Annotated in this window: 19 protein-coding genes; 4 read left to right on the forward strand and 15 right to left on the reverse strand. The window is 40.6% G+C overall.

The features are described from left to right. Nucleotides 1-41: 41 nt before the first annotated feature. From DWW86_RS03575 to mgtA (DWW86_RS03630), 12 genes are all read right to left on the reverse strand, one after another. Nucleotides 42-779: a hypothetical protein gene (locus DWW86_RS03575; protein WP_025580519.1), complete on the reverse strand. Its 738-nt coding sequence runs from the start codon at nt 777-779 to the stop codon at nt 42-44. A gap of 17 nt (nt 780-796) precedes the next feature. Beyond that, nucleotides 797-2,917 (reverse strand): vWA domain-containing protein, encoded by a 2,121-nt coding sequence (locus DWW86_RS03580; protein ID WP_353652668.1) that lies wholly within the window; start codon nt 2,915-2,917, stop codon nt 797-799. 5 nt (nt 2,918-2,922) lie between these two features. After that, complete coding sequence (locus DWW86_RS03585; RefSeq protein WP_225084396.1) at nt 2,923-3,300, reverse strand: helix-turn-helix domain-containing protein; 378 nt, start codon at nt 3,298-3,300, stop codon at nt 2,923-2,925. Continuing rightward, nucleotides 3,188-5,005: an AAA family ATPase gene (locus tag DWW86_RS03590; RefSeq protein ID WP_117942306.1), complete on the reverse strand. Its 1,818-nt coding sequence runs from the start codon at nt 5,003-5,005 to the stop codon at nt 3,188-3,190. The genes DWW86_RS03585 and DWW86_RS03590 overlap by 113 nt, the downstream gene beginning before the upstream one ends. 13 nt (nt 5,006-5,018) lie before the next feature. Continuing rightward, the gene (locus DWW86_RS03595; RefSeq protein ID WP_117851423.1) at nt 5,019-5,804 is read right to left on the reverse strand and encodes a hypothetical protein; all 786 of its coding nucleotides are present in this window, start codon (nt 5,802-5,804) and stop codon (nt 5,019-5,021) included. A gap of 99 nt (nt 5,805-5,903) precedes the next feature. After that, entirely contained in the window at nt 5,904-6,548 is a 645-nt protein-coding gene (locus tag DWW86_RS03600; RefSeq protein WP_117942307.1) for a single-stranded DNA-binding protein, read from the reverse strand. A gap of 294 nt (nt 6,549-6,842) precedes the next feature. Further along, a complete protein-coding gene (locus DWW86_RS03605) occupies nt 6,843-7,022 on the reverse strand; it encodes a hypothetical protein (RefSeq protein WP_117942308.1) in 180 nt (59 codons plus the stop codon). 12 nt (nt 7,023-7,034) lie between these two features. Then, nucleotides 7,035-9,800, reverse strand: coding sequence for a magnesium-translocating P-type ATPase (mgtA, locus tag DWW86_RS03610; protein ID WP_117942309.1), 2,766 nt, complete (start codon nt 9,798-9,800; stop codon nt 7,035-7,037). A 165-nt stretch (nt 9,801-9,965) separates the two neighbouring features. Continuing rightward, the gene (locus DWW86_RS03615; RefSeq protein WP_055151546.1) at nt 9,966-10,277 is read right to left on the reverse strand and encodes a DUF3784 domain-containing protein; all 312 of its coding nucleotides are present in this window, start codon (nt 10,275-10,277) and stop codon (nt 9,966-9,968) included. 15 nt (nt 10,278-10,292) lie between these two features. Then, nucleotides 10,293-10,532 carry a conjugal transfer protein gene (locus tag DWW86_RS03620; RefSeq protein WP_227164722.1) on the reverse strand — a complete coding sequence of 80 codons (240 nt, stop codon included), beginning with the start codon at nt 10,530-10,532 and terminating at the stop codon, nt 10,293-10,295. A gap of 167 nt (nt 10,533-10,699) precedes the next feature. Next, entirely contained in the window at nt 10,700-11,203 is a 504-nt protein-coding gene (locus DWW86_RS03625) for a winged helix-turn-helix domain-containing protein (RefSeq protein WP_004223723.1), read from the reverse strand. Between the two features lie 14 nt (nt 11,204-11,217). Then, nucleotides 11,218-13,881, reverse strand: coding sequence for a magnesium-translocating P-type ATPase (gene mgtA, locus DWW86_RS03630; protein WP_117942310.1), 2,664 nt, complete (start codon nt 13,879-13,881; stop codon nt 11,218-11,220). 181 nt (nt 13,882-14,062) lie between these two features. Here mgtA (DWW86_RS03630) and DWW86_RS03635 point away from each other — a divergent pair, with 181 nt between their 5' ends. The 4 genes from DWW86_RS03635 (at nt 14,063) to DWW86_RS03640 (ending at nt 17,486) form a co-directional block, all read left to right on the forward strand. After that, complete coding sequence (locus DWW86_RS03635; RefSeq protein ID WP_117942311.1) at nt 14,063-14,302, forward strand: flagellar export protein FliJ; 240 nt, start codon at nt 14,063-14,065, stop codon at nt 14,300-14,302. A 317-nt stretch (nt 14,303-14,619) separates the two neighbouring features. After that, nucleotides 14,620-14,754: a hypothetical protein gene (locus DWW86_RS17270; protein ID WP_255651110.1), complete on the forward strand. Its 135-nt coding sequence runs from the start codon at nt 14,620-14,622 to the stop codon at nt 14,752-14,754. A gap of 14 nt (nt 14,755-14,768) precedes the next feature. Next, a complete protein-coding gene (locus DWW86_RS17080; RefSeq protein WP_181985298.1) occupies nt 14,769-14,921 on the forward strand; it encodes a hypothetical protein in 153 nt (50 codons plus the stop codon). Nucleotides 14,922-15,080: 159 nt separating this feature from the next. Continuing rightward, entirely contained in the window at nt 15,081-17,486 is a 2,406-nt protein-coding gene (locus DWW86_RS03640) for an ABC transporter permease (RefSeq protein ID WP_117942312.1), read from the forward strand. Between the two features lie 147 nt (nt 17,487-17,633). Here DWW86_RS03640 and DWW86_RS03645 read toward each other — a convergent pair whose 3' ends face one another. From DWW86_RS03645 to DWW86_RS03655, 3 genes are read right to left on the reverse strand one after another with little or no spacing between them, the layout of a single operon-like run. Next, nucleotides 17,634-18,047 (reverse strand): hypothetical protein, encoded by a 414-nt coding sequence (locus tag DWW86_RS03645; protein ID WP_270635867.1) that lies wholly within the window; start codon nt 18,045-18,047, stop codon nt 17,634-17,636. A gap of 13 nt (nt 18,048-18,060) precedes the next feature. Beyond that, the gene (locus DWW86_RS03650) at nt 18,061-18,747 is read right to left on the reverse strand and encodes a hypothetical protein (RefSeq protein ID WP_004223695.1); all 687 of its coding nucleotides are present in this window, start codon (nt 18,745-18,747) and stop codon (nt 18,061-18,063) included. Between the two features lie 13 nt (nt 18,748-18,760). Beyond that, a complete protein-coding gene (locus DWW86_RS03655) occupies nt 18,761-19,330 on the reverse strand; it encodes a sigma-70 family RNA polymerase sigma factor (protein WP_054337558.1) in 570 nt (189 codons plus the stop codon). Nucleotides 19,331-19,334 lie beyond the last annotated feature (4 nt).

Here is a 19,334-nt window from a genome sequence, read left to right on the forward strand (position 1 = left end):
AAAAGAAGCAGTCTTTTCGGCTGCTTCTTTGTTGAAATTCTTTAAGCGACATACATACCATTCAGATATTGCTCTTGTGGTTGTTCCTGCATATAGGAAGACATTTCATGTGGCTGTATGTTTTGTGCCATTCGTGCTTCCTGTTGCTTTTTAAATTGTTGTTTGCCGTTTTGAATCAGGAAGGATGCAACGTAGTTTTCCCAATTTACGATATAAGAATCAGCACGTTTTAACAGCATATAAAAATCCATATCTGTCAATTGGATAAAAGCACTTTTTTCAGAGATAAAACTTTGAGCCTGCATATAAGTGCCGCCGTTATGATTCTTTTTCTTGATACCTTTTCCGTTATTAATTTGAATTCTCCACGGGCTGGTCAGTATTTCCTGCTGGTTGTTATATACGTGGCGGGAAATAAAAAACTGTTGTGCAGTAGAATAGCCATTGCCATCCGGCACACCAAATATTTTACTTTGTGACCATTCAAATTCAGGAAAGCCAGCGGCAACTCTGGACAGCAGAAATTGAATTTGTTCGGGTGCCAGATGAAAACGGGTGATAATATTTTTATCACCGGTACCACTAGAGTAATCCTGTATGGAGATTCCAATAAGGGAGTGAACTTTATGACCATTTTCTTCAAATTCTCCTTTTGCATGAAGCTGTGCATAGCTGTTATAACTTGTGTAGCGGAGGCGGTCATACAGTGCAATTAATTTTTTACTGGTCTGTACTTTGCATATCTGATCTGTAATTGAGTTTTGATAATTTTCACTCATGTATGTTTTCCTTCTTTCTATTTCAAATATTGTTTTACAAGCTGTGTCATATTTTTGGGCAAATCTTCTAATTTGGTAATATCTAAAAAACCATCCTGATAGATTCTGCGGATGTTTTCTTTGTCATCACCAATTGCTGCAGCAAAGATCACAATGCCACGTTTACGATATTCATTCTTGATACCACGAAGATCTGCTTCTGCTTCCGTACCACTGTACCCACAATCTGCGGGCTGTCCGTCAGAGATTATGATGAGGAGTTTTTGTGATTCCGGACGCTTTGCCAGGTGTTCCGCAACATAACGAAGTGCAGCTCCATCCCGGTTGCCATTACGGGCAGACATATCTATCAGCCGGTAACGGTCAGAGGCATCCAGAGAATCAAATTCAGCATAGGAATACAAAGCAACACCCTTAGAATCTGTAGAATGCCCATAAATGGTAATAGGAATTCCCAGGCTCATACAGAAATCATACAGCACGATTGCAGTTTTCCGGGCATGGGTAATACGATCTCCCCAGCCCATAGAACCACTTTCATCAACCAAAAGTCCCACGGAAAGTTTTTGTTCTTCATCCGGAAGCCTGGTTCTGGTAAAGATACCGCCGTCCTTTCGGTGTAAAGCCCGCATATCCAGCCTTTTACCAAATAACAGGTTTTTTTGTTTCCCGCCTTCTGCCTCTTCTTTTAATAAAGGAAGAATGGAACTTTGCAGCCTTTTGGAGGTCCGCAAAAGAGGGGAAGCAACTGTTTGATAAGATTTGATAAAAAAGTCGGAAACGGGATTGATGCGGTGGATTGTTACATGGATGCCTGCATGGGCATTTCCGTAATGTATTTCATCCGCCGATTTTTGCAAGTCTTCTGTTAATTCCTGTTCATAATCATTTTGGGCTTTTTCCGTAGCAACATCATTTAGGATGCGTGCAAGATCATTCGCTGCATTTTCATAACCGGAACCGGCATACTGTGATGCGTATGTGATTCCTGGATTATTTCCATCTAATACTGCTGTAGTTTTAGCAAGTTCAATTCTTCCTCCTTCTTCCTGCAGTACTTTTTCTGCCTGGTTGATTGCATCTTGTCTGTAATTTGGATCAAGACCAGATAAGTCACAGGTTATAGGAGTTTTTGATTTTACTGTAGGACCTGGAATGTTTTTAGGGATTCCTCCGTTTTTACCAGTTGGAAGAGGAGATCCGTTACCTGATTCTTTCCGCAGCAGATCCTCCAGAGCATCGCCAACTTGGGTACTATCCTGCTTTTTTAAAGACTCTCTGGTTAACTCTACCATAGGCTGAATATAGTTCCAGCAAAGTACTAAAAGATAGTTGGAAGCACGTAAGCGTTCTTTCCCCTGTGTGGCAATTAAAGCATCGTCAATATAATCCATGCAGTCTGAAAGGGTGTCTGTGTATTCTCCAGAATAATTCGTGCGGTTATTTATATTACCAGTCCGGCAATAAGACAAAATTAAATTGCTCATAATGGAAAACGGCTGATAGCCACAGTCAATTTGTTCCTGTATAGAAGGAATCAATTCAGACATCCGCAGATTATTGATCTGTATTCCCTGCTTAAAAGTTCCGGGATATTCTTCACACATCCGGGCTTCAATGTAGATGTCCTCCAGTATATTATTAAACTGTGCAGCACAGCGGGATAGCGTCAGACACGTTGCGTTATCTTTTTCTTCCATGGCATCTAAGATGTCCTGCAGATTTGCCTTGTATCCAGAAGGCAGATTGTCTGGTGCTTCTGGATAGAAGGAACCATTTTCCATATTGGTCAGATAAAGCTGTAGTGATGCAAAATCAGAGTAACGCAGATGTCCGATTTCATGTCCAGTTAGACCAGTCAGGCTTTGTGACCGCAGAAATCGGGAAGGAAAGCTTTGGGTTATCGAGTTTGCGGCGTTACAGTGAATTCTATAATTATCTGTATATGCGATGTCTGCATTTTCAGAACTGTCCCATTCCATAAGCACCTGAAGTCCATAGCGAGAACGGCCAGTAGCCGCTTTCGCCAGAGATGTTTGGTGTTTTTGGAAAGCCGATGAAAGAAAGAGTTCTTCATCAGTGATTTTTGACTCCGTATCCCGGATCATTCTTTTTAAAGCTTTTTGAGTGTTATTCAATTTTTTCACCTTTCTTTCTTTTTCATATTTTGGGTTAGGAGATCTTCCATTGTACAGCCGTAATACTGGGCTAACCGAAAGACGGCGTAAGCAGATGGAAGCGTATGCCCATTTTCATAGTTCATAATTGTTTTTTCCGGTAGATGCAGAAGTCTTGCTACGGCTTTCTGAGAGAGTTTCGTCTGCTTGGATTTTCTTAAATAAACGAGATTTTCTGCCAGAGTTTTGCGTAGTTCGGCTTCGGTATAAAAGGTGTTCCTCAATAGTGTGTTATGATGCAAGAACTGTATCCAAGCAAGAACCTTCAATTTCGATACGGCTTTCAGAATCGGCAGTGACGGAAGATAAAATGGTATAATGAGCAGCTTCCTGTATATCGCCACATACCATAAAAGACTGAACCCAGGCAATTAATTCCCGGACTCCACAGCAGCCATCTGTTATCAGGTTATCCTGACAATACTGTGCGATGGAACGTACAATCTGTGTCATGGTACGTACTGATTTTTTATCGGAACATCCGGTAATAGCAAGAACACGCTCTACCATGGTCTCTTCATCCGGTTCATCCATATCTATGACCATATTCATCCTTGAAATGACAGACTGGTTCATGGGACGACAGCCGGCATAGTCATGATTAGTTGTGACTACAATGGTAGTATCCGGATGCCGATGGATGACTTCCCCGTTTGGCAGAAATACACTGTTACAACGGTCCAACAGGGAATTAAGCCCTACCAGTACACCAGGATTGGCAATCACCGTAGGCTCCTGTATTTCTACCAGATAGCCGTTTCGGATGGCTTCAACCAGTGGTGTATCCACATAGCGGAACTGTTGGCTGTTGGAGGTAGCAGCTTGTTTCTGTTTCATTTCCTCAGATATATGATGGATCAATTCTTCATAAACTGTATTTTCTGATACTTTTTCATCATAAGTACCCGTTAATTTTTCATAGGCAGTAGCCGGATCTAGGGTAATGTCTTGAAAAGAGGGCAGTTCCCCTACCAAAGAAAGCTGTTTTTCATCTACATCAGGTAAAATCTGTCCAAGAAGGTCAAAAATTTCTGTATTTGCCGAGCAGGTGATGCATCGGTAAGGCAGGTGAAGTCCTGCAGCAATGGCTTTGGCACCTTCGGTCTTTCCCGTTCCAGCAGGCCCACGGAGCATAAAATTCCGCATAGGCTGCTTGCTGTCAGTTGTTAATTTGGCATGTTCGCATATTCTTTGGATTTCTTTTGGGATTACATACCAATCTTCGAGAATAGGAACGGTTGATTCTTCTTGGGAAGTTAATGTCCGAGAATTGGACAGGATGTATTTATCGACAAAATCTTCTTTGGGAATTGAAACGGCGGAAGCAGTATAGTGATGTCCACCTTTTAATACCTGAAAGGTACCCTGGATAATTTCCGTTGGTGCATAAACACCTTTTTGGATATTCAGTGGTGTAAGTCTTTGGAGCACGCCATTTGCAGGAGTGTCAACTTTGATGTTCCCGATAGGAAGGGAATCACCATAACGGATCCTGCGGTACACGTTATCACAAAGAACCGCAGCCGTTTCTGCAGCTTTGGGCAGGTCAGGGAAACCGTCATCACGGTGTTGCTTTAATTCCTGATATTTTTCATTGAATTCGTCATCAGAAAGAAACGTAGGCATTAAAGCAAAATAAAGAGCACTTCCGGAATCTTCATCTTTTTTAAACTGATATGGCTCTGGTTTACTGGCCAGATCCAAAGGTTTTTCATACTTTCCGGCTATAAATTTCCCAGTCATACGGTTGTAGACCACTACATGCAGCAACCCGGTACGGCTTGGATATTCTGCGATTGTAAAATTGTTTGCTTGGCTTCCAATGGCTCCGAGTTCTTCCTCTGCTTTTCCAGCAGGTGGATTTTCCAAATCCATATAAGAAAAAACTGCCTGCAAAGTAGCAGAATGGAGAGTAGCCCGTTTTTTAGGCTGATTACAGTATTTGGAAGCGATGTCTTTCATCACTGCACTTTTCCCGGAATAGCTGTCAAATGGAGATGGTAGCGTTCTTTCAAAAGTCCAGTTAGGGACAAAGTTTGTATTTGGCATAGTATTTCCTCCTTTATTCTTTTATCCAGGATAATTCTAGTGCCTGGTCCTTTTCTTTTGCGGTCAATTCATCTTTTTGGAAGATGGAAATGAGAATATCCCAATAGTTTCGTGGCGGGAAATAATCAAAACAATCCTTGATTTCCGCTGTATCACCATTTTGGATGTAAATTTGCCCGTTTTCATTAATATAGAGTTTATGGTGTCCTTTCGCATGGAGCTGTCCGATAAGGTTCTCCAGTTTTTTCTTGCCAATTAAGGAATACCAGGATTCCGGATCAGCAAAAGGAACATCGTCCTCATCGGTAACTGTGACAGTCTTTTTGAGGCTGGCAATGGTCAGCATTTGAAGTTCCAGATATCCGTATTGGTTCATACGTGCTTCCGCAAAGTTGTAGTCCTCCGTATGAAAGGTTCTCAGACGTATGGGATTTCCGCAAAGAAGCTGCTTCATGGATGGCGGCTTCTGGAATTCCCATGTTGCATTTGGAAATGCAGCCTGTAGTTTGTCGGTAATTTGATAGCTGATTTGTCTCCAAAGCAATTCTTCTGTTTCGGAAACTGGCTCAGATGATTTCAAAGAAGACCAAGGGCTTGTTTTGCCCTGGTTCTTGAGTAGGTTTAGAGTCAGTTTATGGATTTTGGGAAGAAGTGTGGAAAGAAATAGCAGCAGGATGCCAAGGATTCCGATACTTGCGACTGCATTACGATTTCCATTTCCTGGTATGAATATAGTTGCAATTAACAAAATTATTGTGAGCATACTTAGAACTTTAAGAAATTTCTTTTGTGTATTCACTTCATTTCCTCCATGTTTGTTTTAATAGAAAAAGGAATTGCAGCAGACCAGTAGATACTGGAAAGTCGCAATTCCTTCATTTTAGGGATCTTTGATAATTTACGGGAATGGAAGCTGCTGTGGTGGTGTGTTTTCTGGAATATTGGTAAATCCATCACTTGACACATTGCCAGCCGTAAATCCCTGTGGTGCATAAGCCGATCCCCCTGCCGGAGCATAAGACATCTGTTGTGCGGTCTGTGGCATCATATTGTTATTGACTGGCATTGCGCCAGTAGGCACGGTACCGGAAGGATTCATTCCCATTGCCGGGTTTCCATTATAAGTAGCACCGTTTGCTGGTACTGGTGGAACATTCGGATTTCCGACCATTGGATTCCCCGGTACAGGTGTTGCTGCATTGGTATCATTACGATTCGCAGGTAAGAACTGCCAGTCCTTTACCATAATTTGCGGCGTGATAGCTGCTTGACCTGCATTATTGCCTTTCTGGTGAATATACGGATGGAGTTCTAAATCTCCGTAGACCATGAGACACGTTGATTTTTTGACACCGGCTTTTATCAGTCGATCTGCAAGAAACTTGTTGCAGTAACACTGATAGAAGATGGGGTCTTCCTTTCCGTTTTGACCTCTCTGGTTGGTAGCAAGCCCCAGACTGATGTATTCAGTTCCGGAGTTCTTTGCTTGTTGCATAACCGGATCGGCAGTTACCCTTCCTGTTACAATGATAATAGATGACATAAAAATTCTCCTTTCTGCCCTTTGGGCGATAAAATAGTGATAAATAAAAAAAGTGCCATTATAGCACCGTATAAAACGGCATTATAATGACACGATTTTCCAACTTAAACTGCATGTGTACTGGAGATAGTATCCAGACACCCTATAAAGGGATAACACAAAACTTAAATACAATATCATAGTAACATAAGATGTAGAGTAGGTCAATAATAAAAATACAGTATATTGTGTTGTACTGAAAGAAAATACATGAGGGGAGACTACACGAAAATTTGTGTCTCTCCCCTGCTTCTTTTATGCCTCTTTTTTATTATGACAGTTTTTGGTGTCTGTTTTCGGCTTCATAGACCAAAATAGGACGTTCATAAGAATTACAATTAGTAATACGGCAGCTAAAGCCACCCAGAATCCTATGTTCAGACCAAGCCATTCCGTAGTTCCAAAAAGTGTCATCCAAAGTTCTTTCCAGTTCATTGTTGCACCTCCTTAAAGCAATTCGCCAAAATGACGGACATAAGCCTTTTTCAAGCTTGTTGCCAAAGCCATATACAATAAGATACACGGAAGCAGATATGCAAAGTATGCTGCTGGCAGTGCCACAAACCCAAGGAGCTTTCCAAATATCGTAAATGGTATGACGGTTAGAATCGTAATCCCTGTCATTGTAAGCAATGTCACAGGAGCAGATGCCCGGCTCTGGATAAATGGGAGCTTCGGTGTACGGATCATGTGGATCACTAATGTCTGGCTCCACATAGATTCTACAAACCAGCCAGCCTGGAACATTCCGATATACTGTGTCTGCATAGCCGTCAGCTCTGCTCCACTAAAATGAGCCGGCAGGTCATTGAACAGGATACCCTTGGATACAAAGAACGGGCAGAATACAAAGTACATGAAAATGTAAGTGGTAAAGTCAAAGATGGAGCTGGTTGGTCCGATCCAGATCATAAAACTGCCTACACTGGAGGCATCCCATTTCCGTGGTTTGGCAATAAATTCTTCATCTACATTGTCCCATGGGATTGCCGTACAGGACAGGTCGTAGATCAGGTTCAGGAAAATCAAATGTACACTTTCCATTGGCAGGAATGGCAGAAGAGCAGAAGCAGCCAGTACAGAAAACATATTTCCAAAATTGGAAGAAGCAGTCATTTTGATGTACTTGATCATGTTGGCATAGGTTTTCCGCCCTTCAATGATGCCCTGTTCCAAGACCATCAGGTCTTTTTCTAAAAGAATGATGTCTGCAGATTCTTTTGCCACGTCTACCGCTGTATCTACGGAGATTCCGATGTCCGCAGATTTCATGGCAGCAGCATCATTGATTCCATCGCCCATAAATCCAACGGTATGACCATTCTCACGAAGAACAGAAACAATACGGGCTTTCTGCTCCGGTGTCAGTTTCGCAAAGACATCGGTGGTTTCTGCCGCCCTGGCAAGTTCAGCATCACTCATGTGTTCCAGATCAGAACCCAGGAGCATATTGCGGACCTTCAGCCCTACCTGTTTACAGATGGTCCGGGTTACTTTTTCATTATCGCCTGTGAGGATTTTGGTAAGGACCCCATGGTTTTTCAATGCCTGGATAGCATCGGCAGTAGATTCTTTCGGTGGATCTAAAAATGCCAGATAACCAATCAGCACCATATCGCATTCATCTTTGACACCAAAAGCTCCCACTGGAGATGGGTTGCTCTTTTGGGCGATAGCCAAAACACGAAACCCTTTTTCATTTAATCCATCTACAGTTTTCAAAATCCGGCTCCGCACTTCATCACGCAGAGGTTGTACATGCCCGTCACATTCTGCAAAGCTACAGATTGAAAGCATCTCTTCCACAGCACCTTTTGTTACCATCTGTGTCTTTCCGTTTTTATCCTGTACCACAGTGGATAAACGGCGGCGTTTAAAGTCAAAGGGAATCTCATCCACCTTGACGTAGGTTTCTGACAGGTCAATCAGACGCTTATCTGCCGCTTCCATCTCCTCTGTTTTATGGATAATAGCCAGATCCATGAGATTTTTATATCCTGTCTGAAAGTAACTGTTCAGATAGGCATGGCGAAGGACTCTGGTATCATCTTCTCCATTTACATTGAGATGATATTCCAATACCACCTTATCCTGTGTCAGTGTCCCCGTCTTGTCTGTACAGAGGATATCCATAGCACCAAAATTCTGAATGGAATTGAGGTTTTTTACAATGGTTTGCTTTTTACTCATGGAAACAGCGCCTTTTGCAAGGCAGGTGGTTACAATCATCGGAAGCATTTCCGGTGTGAGTCCTACTGCAATGGAAATCCCAAATAGGAAAGCCTCCAGCCAATCCCCCTTTGTAATGCCATTCACAAAGAATACCAGCGGAACCATCACCAGCATAAAACGGATCAGTACCCATGACACAGCATTGACACCTTTTGTAAAACTGGTTTCCACGGCTTCTCCGGCAACAGCAGCGGCCATAGAGCCAAACAGCGTATGATCGCCAACACAGATAACAACAGCCGTTGCACTTCCGGAGATTACATTACTGCCCATAAATGCAATATTGGTATAATCCGTCACACTGTCCTTATGTGGGCTTACATGAGGGAGCTTTTCAATCGGTTCACTTTCTCCGGTAAGGCTTGCCTGGCTGACAAATAGATCTTTTGCATCCAGGATACGGACATCTGCCGGAATCATGTCCCCAGCAGATAAATGGACAATATCACCAACCACCAAGTCATCCATAGGTATCTCTGTTTTTTCCTGTCCTATGCGGGTGACGGTACAGGTGGTTGTGATCATTGCAAGCAGCTTTTCCGCCGCATTTCCGCTGCGGGATTCCTGCACAAAGCGAAGGGTACCGGAAATAAATACCATAGTTAAAATGATAACGACTGTCAAAAAATCAAAGTCCTCCGGTACGCTTCCAAAGAGTGAAAAATACGGGAAAATCATATCCGTAATCGTGGAAACAAACGCAAGGCAAAACAAAATAGCAGTAAAAGGGTTAATAAATGCACCCGCCACACGTTTTGCCAGGGATTTCTTTTTTTCGTGGGTGACTTTGTTCGTACCGTATTTGGAACGGTTTACGGATACGGTATCTGCTTCTAACCCCCTAAGTGTGGTATGAAGGATTTTTAAAACCTCTTTTACCGGGTTGGTTGCTGCAGATTGGATGCGACGGTTCTGTTCGTCACGGATGACTGCCTTTTCTACAGTCTGGCGAACAGCCATACGATTTTCTTTTTTGTTCATTGGTCTTACCTCCTTGAATTTTTGTAGGGGCAAGGAAGATTCTATGAGGGACACGGAATCTGTGGACACTCATATAATATTCTCTGCCTTCGTGGACTGCCTTCAGAGTCCATGTCTTTCACCTCACAATCTTTAAAAGCTATCTATGTAAAACCGCAATGGGAATTACGGTCTGCGGTATCGGTTGCTTTTTTCGATATACCAGACATCTAAGCCGGCAAGTATCATCCATACAATCATTGCAGATACAAACCAGTGGTTTGAAAATAAGGGCAAAAATCCTTTTACCAGAAAGATGACACCGTTTAAGGTAATGATTCCTCCGATATTGCGGCAAAGAGGGATAATTCGGAGTTTATCCTTCTCTTTTTGCGGCATATTTTTCCATAGGGAAAGATGAAGGTAGCCTTTTCCAAAGGCAAACCAAAGACCGGCAAGGGTAAATAGGATTCCAAAAAAAATGCAGGTAAAGTCCATTGTCTGATCCTCCTTTTAGTGATAGAAGCGGTTGCTTCGTTTTGTTAGTTTCAAAAGTTTGGTGATAAGTACAATCATGGTGGTAGCAAGAATAACCCAGACCACAGCACTTACCTGATACCAAAACTGAAAGATAATCATTCTATATCCAGAGAAATGCCAGCCCAGATAGCTGCATAGGATTGTAAATATGGGGTAGGGAGCAAAAAGGATTGCTCCTTTCAAATCTTTTCGTTTTCGCTTCAATTGCAACACCTCCCAATTGGTATGAATCATTACCGTATTTGTGGATACGTTTCTTTGACCACGAAAAGTATATAAAAAACAGCAGGGGAATCCTATGGCTAAAGTCTTGCGATTTTCTTGCGATTTGGCAAGAAAATAGACGGGCTGGAACCCAAAATGGTCTCAGTCCGCCTTTCTTATAACTCATCATTAAATTTGTAACCAATCCCCCAGATCGTTAAAATGTATGTGGGAGAATCCGGGGCAGGTTCAATCTTTTTTCGCAGTTTCCGGATAAAAGCCATGATGTTACTGTTATCCAGAAGATAATCCTCCTCCCATACTGCACGATAAATCTGTTCTTTTGTAAATACTTCTCCACGATTCTTAGCAAGAAAATATAAAATATCGAATTCCTTTGGTGTCAGGCTGATTTCAGAACCTTTCATCAGGACTTTCCGGCTCCTTGGATGAATTTCCAGATCACCGATCAGAAGTTCATCCGAGTGTACACCAATAGCCACCTCTGTATCTTCTAAGGCTCCTAATAACAGCGAGGATACTTCACCGCTTATCATGTCCTGAATACCGGAAATCAGCTCTTTTGTATAAGCACTTTCCGGCGGTTCCCTTAATAATTTTTCCAAGAGCCAGATTTCAAGGGCATGATCCATGGGAATATAACTGATATTCTTTTTCATCATGAACGCCTCCTTTAAATCAACTCTTGATATTTGTTCTTATAAAAATATTTGGTTACGGAACTTAGCAGCATATAGAAAAATGCCACAAGCAGCAAAAAGGCAAAATACCAAAGCGGTAATTTTGTCAGTCCAAACAGTGATGCCCCACTGGTAAACGTAAGGGCTGTAAAAGCAAGAATCCCCACCAAAGTGATAGAGATGACCAGTGCAGATGCCCTGCTTTGGAGAAACGGAATTTTGGCAGTACGAAGGAAATGCAGGATCAAAACCTGTGTCCACATGGACTCCAAAAACCAGCCTGTCTGGAATAAAGCAGCGTACTGAAGCTTCAGGGAAGGATCGGTAAGCTGCAGGTAAGTTGCCCCTCCGCACAGTGCAGGGCATAGGAAATAATACAAAAACAGGAAAGTCACAATATCAAACAGGGAACTGATCGGTCCGAAAGAAAGCATAAACTGCTTTAGTGTCTTGCCGGACCAGTCTCTTGGGGACAGTATTTCTTCCTCATCTACATTGTCCCAGGGAAGTACGATACACAGTGTATCATATAACAGATTCAGAAGCAGGATCTGAATGGAGGTCATAGGAAGAAACGGTAAAAATGCACTGGCACAAATGATGGAAAAAATATTTCCAAAATTGGAACTTGCAGTGATTTTAATATACTTCAGCATATTGGTAAAAGTTTTTCGCCCTTCCAGGACACCCTGCTCCAATACATTTAAGTCTTTTTGCAGTAGTACAACATCAGCAGCATCTTTTGCAGCGTCCACTGCTGCATCTACAGAAATCCCTACATTTGCCTCATTTAGTGCAGGAATGTCGTTGACCCCATCCCCAAGAAATCCAACAGTATGACCATTCTCTTTGAGTGCAGAAACCAGACGCACTTTCTGACCGGGAGTAAGCTCTGCAAAAACATGGGTTTCTTCTACCACCTTTTTCAGTTCACAGTCTGTCATTTCATCCAGTTGGGTGCCAGTCAGGATATGTTCCGCAGAGATTCCAATCCGGCGGCAGACGGAGAGTGCAATGGCTGCCTGGTCTCCGGTCAGGATCTTCGGGATTACTTTTAATCTCTTCAGTGCTGTTACGGATTCGCTTGCCGTCTGTTTTGGGGCATCGAAGAAAGACAGATAACCAACCAAAGTCATATCCTTTTCATCGTCAGGTGTGATTTCCTTTCGTGTTCCCACATGTTTCCGAGCCACAGCAATAACCTTCATCCCATCCTGCAGCATTTCCCCTACCACAGAAAATACGCTTTGTCTGGCATCTTTCTCCATAGGAAGTCGTGTTCCACGATATTCTACATGACTGCATCGGGAAAGGATGTGTGCAATATCCCCTTTCATAATCAGATGGCTGTTTCCGGTGTTGTCCTGCACAAGAGTACTGACAAACTTACGGGTATAGTCAAAGGGGATTTCATCTGCCTTCTGATATTCTGTCAGAAGCTTGGCATAATGGATTTCCCTGCCTGGCATGGATTTACAGGCAAGAATGGCATTGTCAATGGGATTACGGACGCCGGAATGATAGGAACTGTTCAGATAAGCCAGATCCAGGACCTCTGTATTTTCATTGCCCAGAATATCCATATAATATTCCAGCAGGATACTTTCATTGGTCAGTGTTCCTGTTTTATCCATACAAAGCACATCCATGCTACCAAAGCTCTGCATGGCGTTCAGATCTTTGATGATGGTCTGTTTTTTACCCATAGCAAGGCTTCCTTTTGCAAGGCAGGCAGTGATGACCATGGGGAGCATTTCCGGCATCAGCCCTACCGCTACAGACAGTGCGAATGCAAAGGATTCCAGCCACTTTCCACCTGTGATTCCTAATATAAGAAATACAATGGGAACCAGAACTGCCATAAACCGGATCATGACCCAGGCAATGGAATTGGCTCCTTTTTGAAAAGCATTTTTATCTTCGGAATCCGGTTTGGTAAATCCTCCGTACAGCGTATCCGTTCCTACAGCCAGCACAATGCCTTCCCCTTTTCCGCTGATAACTGTGGTCGCCATAAACGCAAGATTTTCCAATTGTGTTATGGGTTCCTGCTCTTTGTAACAAAGTGTACGGCAGCTCTTTTCCAAAATGGCGCTTTCTCCAGTGATAGCGGCCTGGGAAATGAATAGATCGGTTACCTTTGTCAGCCGGATGTCCGCTGGAACACGATCACCAGCAGAAAACAGAACCAGATCGCCTACCACTAATTCTTCACCGGGGATTTCCCGTAGTTCCCCATTCCGTCTTACGGTAACCTTTTCGTGAATCAAACGGTCAAGCTGTGCGGCGGTGCTTTTCGCCCGCAGCTCCTGAATTAAACGGATGATACCGCTGATTACGATCATAGAAAAAATGATAAGAGCAGTGGTAGCGTTCCTTGCAAAATTAGAGGCCATAAAAACATCGGTGACAAGAGAAACAATACCTAAAATAAATAGAATCACATGAAATGGATTAATAAACGCTCGCCGCAAACGCTGGATAGTGGTATCCGTTTTACGTTCCTGAAAACTGTTTTTACCATATCTTTCCCGCATTGTATCCACTTGTTCTTTGGATAGTCCAAGGGCAGATGTACCAAGATCCCGGCAGATTTCTGGCGGCTTACAGTAAGCGTATTTTTTGATACGGCTGTCAAATAGTGTTGCTTTCGACAAAAATAGGTTCCTCCTTTCGTAGTATGAGTAAGAACATTTTAACATAGAGTTGTGAAAATAACAGATTTATATTCTTGCTTTTTTCTTGCGATTCAATGGAGGGATTTATTCTAAACGCTACGACCTTTTCAGAATAGGTAAAATGTGGTAGAATGAGGAAAAATTATTAGGAGGATGCATTATGGCAAGACGAAAAAAACTGGAAAACACATCTTTGGAAGAGCAACTGGAGTATGTGGAACAGGAGATTCGTACAAAAGAGTCCGATTTAAAGGAACTGCGTCATAAAGCAAAAGAGCTTCAAAAAGAGATAGAAGAGAAGCAGAAAGATGAAATATTTAGTGCATTGATTGCTTCCGGAAAAACTGTTGAAGAAGTAATGATGTATTTAAAATCCGGTAATGAAAAAAAGGCTGAATAAGGTAAAGGAGAAATGCCGTTATGGGTGGTGAACCTGTAGCGGTATTTTTAATATGCTATGGGAAATTGTTAGATGTAATAAATTTGATTGAAATCTTACCGAAATGAGAGTGTGATTGCTAAAAGCTTTTTAGAGAAAATTATTTGTTAGTAGTAAATCTAAAGTTGTTTGGATATAAAATTAATGAATTTTAGATATAGTCCAACTAGGGAAGAAAAAAGTTAATTTAGGCAATAATGATAGCGGAAAATATTTTGAATGATTTATATTATGAGTGTCGAAGATATCTTAGATGAATTTATTAAGGAGGTAATACAATGAAAGAGCAGGAAATTAGAACAGAACTTTTGGAAGAAGAAGTTAATGTTTATCTTGGCGGATGTGGCGATGTAAGAATAGGATGTCTAATTGATTGCATTGGTGGTGGAGCGTTGTTAACTACCGATGTGTAAGGAAGGAGAAGATTATGGATATTAAAAATGTAACAAGTGAGTCAAAAGAAGAACTGTCTGTAGAAGAAGTTAATGTATATGGTTGGTATGAGAAATGTGATTTACAGAAAGTACATTGTATGACAGATTGTTTCGGAAATGGTTCGTTCCTCTCAACCAATAGCTAATAAGGCAAATAGATAGTTGTTTGAAAAGTGAGAATCACCAAACCAGTATGATTTATAACTGGTTTGGTGGTTCCTATGTGAACAAAATAAGAGAAATATAAAATAAATGGAAGATTTAAGTAATACCTGATAGCTACATTAATACGAGGAGGACAACATATGTTTTTTCTTTTGGGTAAAAGTGCTAATAGTGCTATAAGGAAGCTAACAGCCAGAAGCATCCAAGCAGATAAACGGAGGAATAGATTTGTTATAACAACAATTCTCCTTGCTGTAGCACTAATGGTTTTTTTGTCATTATATAATCTTGGTGTCAGTAGAGAAACGAAATTATATTTGCAAGGTCGTTATCAGGCATCATTTATTAAAAGTACAGATAATATTTTTGCAACACTAAAAAACAATGAACAAATTGAAATGATTGGTAAAGAGGCATCTCTTGGAACAGAGCGTGTAGGTGACTATACGCTTGATATATATTATAAAGATAGTAATGCACTTAAATTAAAAGGGACATCGAACTTATTAGGAAGGATGCCAGAGAAAAAAAATGAAGTTGTAGTGGAACAGGCATATTTAGAGAACATTAATATGCCTATTAAACTTAATCAGAAAATCTTATTGAATATACCGATTGGAGAAAAGCAAGAATTTACTATTTGTGGAATTATACCTAATAGCAATACTTCCAGAATATATAAAATTTTGATATCGGAAGCATTGTATAATCAGTATGATAAAAATGGTAGTTATGATATATTGATTTCCTTAAAAAATGCTACTAATATTGATAGTGAGACCTTAAAAATGATGATAGAAAAAATTGCGAAGCAGAGCAATGTACCTAGTCAGTATGTTATGTATAGCTCTACTTACTTTGGATTATCAGAAGAGAAATCTACAGTAGAAGTAATAGTAATTGTACTGGCAAGTATTTTTATTATATTTGCATGTTCGCTAGTCATCTATAGTATATTTTACATTTCATCTATTGAAAAGACACAAGAGTATGGTAGACTAAAAGTAATTGGTGCAACTCAAAAACAAATTAGATGTATCGTACAAAAAGAAGGTTTGCGATTGTCAATAGTGGCAATTCCTGTAGGAATTGTGGTTGGGTGTATTTTGGGATATTTTACAGTTCCTAATGGATGGAGTTGGATTACAACATATAAGTGTATTGTAATAATTGCCATGGTTACAGAAATTGCTTTATTAATTGCTATTCATGCTCCTGCGAAAAAAGCTTCAAAGATATCTCCGATTGAGGCATTAAGAATAAACGAAATTGATACAATACCAAAGGTAAATACGAAAAGAGCACGCCGGAAGATAACACCATATTCCCTTGCAAAAATGAACTTTAATAGAAACAAAAGAAAAGCCTTATTAACATTAATATCTTTGGGAATCTCTGGAGTACTGCTTATGTGTGTTGCTACATATACGAATTCAATTGATGTAAAAAGTATGGCGAAACAGCAATTTCCAAAAGGTGATATTATGATTTCTCTGGATCCATTAACTGTACAAGCGAAGGATAGGGCGAAAGATTTTAACAATCTGCAAGTTGGAAATCCGCTAAATGAAAATATGGAAAAGAGTATTCTTGGGATAGAGGGTGTGAAAAAAATTGAATATGTGCAAGGTTGTATTTCTAATATGAAATTTCCAGTTGCATCTAACGATGGCAATAACCATTTCTTTTCCAATATAGGAATACCTAAAGATCAATATACTAATTTCTCACGAGGACTGATAGAGGGAACGGCTGATCATCAAAAGCTAATCAAAGGAAAAGGCGTTATTGTTGACAATTCGGAAAAGTTGTTAACTAATTATTATCAATATACTCCCAAAATCGGTGATATAATAGAAGTTCAGACGGATACAGGGATCTGGAAAGAGTTTACAGTAATGGGTATTTGTGAGGCACCTACCCTTGGGGTAGCAACCCCTATTTTCTTTTTTCCAGAAGAGCTATTGTGTGAAATAAAAGGAAATGTAACAAATTTTAATATGAACTGTTTTATAGATGTAGAAGATAAGCTGTCAGATGTAGAAAAACAAATTTTTGATTTAATGCAGAGTAATGGAGAAATAGAAATTTCGAGTATTAGCGATGTGATGATGCAGTTGAAAAGTGAAGTGAATAAAATTAAAATTCCGTTATATTGTCTAGTTTTATTTGTGGCCGTTTTTGGTGTTATTAATATGATTAATACTTTAATGACAAATATCATATCAAGGCAACAGGAATTTGCGATTTTACAAGCAATAGGATTAACAAACAAACAATTTGTCAAAATACTTCAAACAGAATGTTTATATTATATCGTGGAAACGGCGATAATAACGTTGACATTCGGGACTTTTGCAGGCTATATTTTATGCACAGTATTTAATCAAGTGGGAACATTGGGAACATTGCATTTTAGTTTTCCTATTTTGCAAGTGTCATTTTACTTCATAGCACTTGTATTTATGGCAGGAGCATATTCTTTTTTTGTGATTCGATATGTGAAGAAAGGAACATTAGTAGAGCGTATTAAAACAATTGAATAAGATTATTATAATCTGTAAACAAAATATTTCAGATAAAGTAAAAATGAAAACAGAATAAATCCAAAACAGAAGCGGGTATGTGAAAATAGCATAGCTGCTTCTGTTTTGGTAAGCAATTTTAGCAACTTTTAGGAGAACAATTTTCAACTAGAGGGAGAGTTCCTCATACGCAAGTAAATCCGGAGTAACCTTTTCTTCACCCGAAAGGTTTGCTACATTCCGAAAATATAGGCGATAATAGTGTCCAGATAAAATGCGGATATTTTTATCGAACGTAAAGTGATATTCTTTCTGGTCAGTGGATCGGAAAATAATTTTCTGTTTCTTGGTAAGAGGGCTGACTTCACGTTTTGTACAGGTTCCAGTTAATTTGGTATAGTCATGCATCTTGATGGTATGCAGCAGACTCACAATTCGTATGACAGTTCCGACACCGATGCAAAGACTCATAAGGAGAAATATCTGGTCATCTGTTACAAATCCGTAAATACATCCAAATAAGACACAGAAAAAGCCGATTGCCCCATGGACAATCAGCTTATTAAGAAATGGTTTTGGCATAATTTGCTCCTTCCTATAATTTTTCAAATGCAATCTGTTTATTGAGGTACAAATTACTGATGGCTTCCAGTACAGGATAACCGGCATGGGTGAATTGGATATCCTGTGCCAGGGTACGGAATGTTGCATCCGAGGTTTCATAGAGCTGCGTCAAAAGTTGCTCTGTATTTTGTGGATGGATGCCCTGTTCTACACAGGTTACAAGCTCTGCCGTAGAAATCTGTACTTTTTTTGCTATTTGGAGTACCGTGTCCTCTATAGCAGTCCGTGCCGGCTTTTTTAGATAATGGATCAGTTCCTTTGTGTGCAGTTTTTTCTTCATGCAGAGATAGATGCAGGTAAAAAGTCGTACTGAAAAACTGTCCTGCAATGGGCTGATATAAAGTTCTCCTAAGAGGCGGTACAGGGCATCCACACCAGTTAAACCATCCCCTTTTACAACCAGTCCTCGAAGCAGCAGCCGATTCAGGTAGGGTTCAATGGGAATATTTTCCGAACGGTGATGTTTTTTCAAACGTTCCGAAAAGGCAGACTGCAATTCATGGATCTGTCGGATTTGAAATGCGAGGCTGCTCCACAGAAAGAATTCTTCTTCTGTCAGTCCGTATTCCTGCCGGTTATTGATAACTGTCGGTGTTTTATGTTCCTTTATGGAATCCTGGAATCGTAGGATTCCGACTGCAGTATAAAGTGTCAGCATAATCGTTCTCCCTTCAAGATAAAAGAGTATATAATTTGGTATCCTGCTGTAAGTATTTCCGGGCTTTGCTTTGCCATGCCCGGACATGATTCATTGGGACACCATAATGTTTGGAAATTTCTTGGTTGGTATATCCTTTTTGCTGCAGGAGCAGGGCATGTATTCCTTTTCTTAGTGTATTGCAGCTTCTCGCTTCTAAGGACTGCAGGTGCTTATAAATGGGTTCCTGGTTCATACATTGTTCCTGCCACAGTTCTGTTTTTTGGTCTACAAGCAGGGGTTCCATGTCAAATTCGGAAGATGCATACATGGAACAGGTGTATTTTCGTTCTTTTTGCAGTTTTCTCCAATAACTGTAAATGGCATTTCGTATGGCAACTCTGGCGTAAACTGCAAAGGGACGGGTGTTGTCATAGTTCATGGCGGCTTTGCATAAAGCTAAGTTTCCGGCTTGCAGAAGGTCTTGCTGCTCATCGTATGAGACATAAGCACAACGAGTAGTCAATTTTTTTACCATTTCAGGTACCAAATATAAGTACTCCTCTGTCAATCGGCGTTCATCATCTGTCATCGGGATGATCATACAT

The organism is Ruminococcus sp. AF17-22AC (assembly GCF_003460065.1).
Classification (GTDB): Bacteria; Bacillota; Clostridia; order Lachnospirales; family Lachnospiraceae; genus Blautia_A.